Origin of the sequence: Nitrosomonas sp. Nm166, assembly GCF_900112825.1 — a bacterium.
Lineage (GTDB): Bacteria > Pseudomonadota > Gammaproteobacteria > Burkholderiales > Nitrosomonadaceae > Nitrosomonas.
Map to the genome: position 1 here is coordinate 1 of NZ_FONE01000086.1, position 3757 is coordinate 3757.

Below are 3757 nucleotides of genomic sequence, written 5' to 3' on the forward strand. Positions count from 1 at the left end.
AGAAGCAATACATTTAATCAATTATTTCCATTTGGTCACTATTACCTGGGTTACCTGGATCGAGTAGGACGCCAGAATATTCATGACTTCAATGCGCAATTTACGCTGCAACCGATGCCATGGATCACATTTATCACCCAATATCATCGGTTCTACCTGGCCAATAACCGTGATTATCTGTACAACGCGGCTGGCGCAGCCACACTCAGAGATATTACAGGTCAGTCAGGAAGCCATGTGGGAGATGAGATTGATTTCCGCTTGAACCTCCATGTCAACCGCCATCAGGATGTGCTGGTTGGCTATTCAAAGATGTGGAGCGGCACTTTCCTGGACAAACAGGTCCCAGGAATCTCTCCGGATCTTTTCTATGTTCAGTACAATATTCGTTTTTAAGAGTAGGGTCAGGAGAGCTAAATGCTGCGCATTATTCTATCGATATTTTTGTGTATCACTGGACTGACGAGTGCTTATGGCGGCACACCTGCCGTCGTACCGGATACCATGGCTGAGCGCGTTAAGGCTTGTACCATCTGTCATAGTGCTGAGGATAAAACAGAGCGCGATGCTTATTACCCTCGCATTGCGGGTAAACCACAAGGGTATCTTTTTAATCAGCTACGCAATTTCAGGGATGGTCGGCGTTATTATCAGCCGATGGTGATTCTGCTGGAAAATATGTCAGATGAATACCTCCAGGAAATAGCCCGATACTTTTCTTCACTCCAGTTACCCTATCCAGCACCTGAACAGATTCCCATGCAACCCGAGGAAATTGCGCTGGCAGAGCGACTGATCTATTCAGGAAATTCGGAAAAGGATATCCCGGCATGTAGTGCTTGTCATGGCGATACGCTGATGGGTATAGCGCCTGCTATACCGGGTTTGCTTGGATTGTCTCGCGCTTATATTTCGGCACAGCTCAGTGGATGGCGCAAGGGCAGCATCATGCGAAGCCAGACGCCAGATTGTATGTCTGAGATTGCCAAACAACTGAGTAATGATGAAGTCAATGCAATTGCGAAGTGGCTGGCGCGTCAGCCTGTTTCTGGAGAACCCAGACCATCTAGTGCGCTTTTGCCTGAATTGGCGCATCGTTGCAGCCAAATTATTCCAGAAAATGGAGGTACAAAATGAGATATCCAATATTCAGCATCAGCCACTGGAAATGCGCTGCTTTGTGGTGGGGAGGTGTGGTGTCGCTGGCATTTGTTTCGCTAACATTGGTTGCGGATGCTATCGCTAATGATCCTGAATATGCTCGCGAGGCGCAGCAGCTCACACGTGGCGCTTATCTCACTCGCGTTGGCAATTGCATGGGATGTCATACGGCAAAAGGGGGTCAGCCATTTACGGGTGGACGACGGCTGTCTACATCATTCGGTATTTTCGTGACGCCCAATATTACGCCCGATAAAGAAACAGGAATCGGCCTCTGGAGTGAGGAAGATTTCTGGCAAGCACTACATCAGGGTAAGTCGCGTGACGGACGGCTTTTGTACCCCGCTTTTCCTTATACCGAATACACCAAGGTGACACGGCACGATGCCAATGCGATGTTTGCCTATCTGCAATCGCTGCCGCCTGTGTCGCAGTCTAACCCACCCAATGATATTTTCTTTCCCTATAATTTCAGGCCGCTGCTGGCCGTCTGGCGCGCATTGTATTTCAAAGCAGGCACTTATGAACCGGACCAATCCCAAAGCGAAGCATGGAATCGTGGGGCTTATCTCGTGCAGGGATTAGGCCATTGTAATGCCTGCCATACCACGCGCAATAGATTCGGTGCCAGCCAGGATGATGCATTGACCGGTGGACAAATCATGGGAATGAATTGGTATGCGCCTTCTCTGTCTTCGAAGTCGGAGGCAAGTAGCGGTGAATGGACAATTGAAGAAATCACGGCACTGCTGACGACTGGCATAAACCAGCGTGCTGTGGCTTCTGGTCCCATGGCAACAGTCATCAGGCAAAGCTTGCAATATTTGTCGTCAGAAGATGCTCACGCAATGGCAGTTTATCTAAAATCGTTGTCTGGAAATGAAGGTGGTCACAAGTTAGGTATCCGTTTTCCAGTGATGACGGGCAGTTTGCTAAAACACCTGGACCGGGGCGGGCAACTTTATGAGCAATATTGCCAAACATGTCATGGTGCTGACGGCAAGGGCACGCCGGGTATTTATCCCGCGCTGGCCGGTAATCGCAGCGTGATGATGAATTCACCAGTAAATATCATTCGAAGTGTGTTAAATGGCGGTTACCCAGCTACCACAGCAGGAAATCCCCGGCCCTACGGGATGCCACCGTTCCAGCAAATTTTACGCAATGAAGAAGTGGCACTGGTGGTGTCATATATTCGCAATTCCTGGGGGAATCGGGGCAGTTTGGTGACAGCCGTGGATGTTGATCTAGCGAGGTAAGGGGAGTATTAATAGAAAACTCATAGTTGTTATGAACTTTCAGCCAAGGCTATAAGCACTCGTGTAACAGTCATGCTGGTGTTTGCACATTGTAGGGACCCTAACTGCTGCTCATTACGAAGAGAAGCAGTGCTGGATTTTCTTGCATTTAACGAAGCTCATTAAAATCTTGGTCACATAAATTACTTTATAATACAATAATATAAACGTGAGTTGCTGTGTTAGATTACATTTTTAGTGTATTGGCTTGTGTCCCTTCGGAAGCCAAATTTTGGCTAGCTATCAAGTAATGAATACGCTTTATCAACTACACGAGTCTGAACGGCATCCTTGGAATTTTGGATAGCTACAGCATTTGGGCTACGCATGCTTCGTATTTGAATGATGCTAGCGAGTTCTACCACGGCCTTTCTTTCGCGAAGCAGATAACTAACGGCATCTTTGAGGAAGATGATTACCGCGCCGCTTTTGGCTGGGCAGTTCGGCACGCCCTAGAGGCTGTTTCAGTTAATGATCTTTATGTTGTTTCTTTTAGCGAGAAGCCAGATCTTCTCAGCCAATGGCGGGGTTATTGTCCGCAGGGCGCTGGCCTTTGCCTCGGGTTCGGCGCTGACCAGCTGAGGAGTTTTTGTTTAGAAAGAGGATACCGGCTGGAGAAGTGCATATATGAGCACCAGGAGCAGATTCAGCAGGTTGAAGCACTTGTCAAACAATGTTTTATAAATTTCCAAAGCCACCATTGAACCGACAAGACTATGAGAGACTTACCTCGAAGCAACGAGTAGACGAGGCGATTTCTTATAGCAAGCAAGTCTCTGAAGGCTCAGATAAACTACAAGCTGATGCCGCTGTGGAGTGGCTTTGCACTGAAATTGCGGAGCTTGCGCCTCTATTAAAAAATGAAGGTTTCTATGAAGAGGCAGAGTGGCGCATCGCGATAAAGGGGGCACGAGAGCAGGTCAAGTTTCGCGCCAGTTCATCGTTTTTGGTTCCCTACGTCGAGCTAAAAGTCCTTTCTGATGTCGCTTGTTCCGCTCTCCGTGAAGTTATCATAGGGCCTAATCCAAACCAGAGGCGCTGTGAAAAATCAATTAAAATGTTGCTGACTTCCTGCGGACTTAGCGAGGTTGAGGTGAAATCTTCCTCTCTACCATTTAACAGTTGGTGAGTAAGCTAACTAAGCACGCAGCCATCGGCTTTGCCGCGGCTGATTATCAACATAATTATGTTTATTTCAATAAATAACGTGAGTTCGACATAAGGATCACATCAGTACGACTGGAAGAGCTTGTGAGGATCTGATATTAAGGGAGGGTTTCTTCTCGCGGAATGTGTAA

General features: G+C 47.6%; 5 protein-coding genes. All 5 read left to right on the forward strand.

From position 1 onward, the window contains the following. The coding region (locus BM021_RS14530; protein WP_177186329.1) for an alginate export family protein at positions 1-396 on the forward strand (396 nt) is incomplete at its 5' end. Positions 397-417: 21 nt separating this feature from the next. Next, on the forward strand, positions 418-1137 hold the full coding sequence (locus tag BM021_RS14535; protein WP_090721705.1) for a c-type cytochrome: 720 nt from the start codon (positions 418-420) through the stop codon (positions 1135-1137). Then, complete coding sequence (locus tag BM021_RS14540) at positions 1134-2420, forward strand: c-type cytochrome (RefSeq protein WP_090721706.1); 1287 nt, start codon at positions 1134-1136, stop codon at positions 2418-2420. The genes BM021_RS14535 and BM021_RS14540 overlap by 4 nt, the downstream gene beginning before the upstream one ends. Before the next feature lie 338 nt (positions 2421-2758). Continuing rightward, positions 2759-3163 (forward strand): DUF2971 domain-containing protein, encoded by a 405-nt coding sequence (locus BM021_RS14545; protein ID WP_090721707.1) that lies wholly within the window; start codon positions 2759-2761, stop codon positions 3161-3163. Continuing rightward, positions 3133-3588, forward strand: a complete 456-nt coding sequence (locus BM021_RS14550) for a hypothetical protein (protein ID WP_090721708.1) — start codon at positions 3133-3135, stop codon at positions 3586-3588. The genes BM021_RS14545 and BM021_RS14550 overlap by 31 nt, the downstream gene beginning before the upstream one ends. Positions 3589-3757 lie beyond the last annotated feature (169 nt).

Bases quoted from the DNA above. Each gene is read 5' to 3' on its own strand.
- BM021_RS14535 (WP_090721705.1), top strand. From the start codon at position 418: ATGCTGCGCATTATTCTATCGATATTTTTGTGTATCACTGGACTGACG.
- BM021_RS14540 (WP_090721706.1), top strand. From the start codon at position 1,134: ATGAGATATCCAATATTCAGCATCAGCCACTGGAAATGCGCTGCTTTG.
- BM021_RS14550 (WP_090721708.1), top strand. From the start codon at position 3,133: ATGTTTTATAAATTTCCAAAGCCACCATTGAACCGACAAGACTATGAG.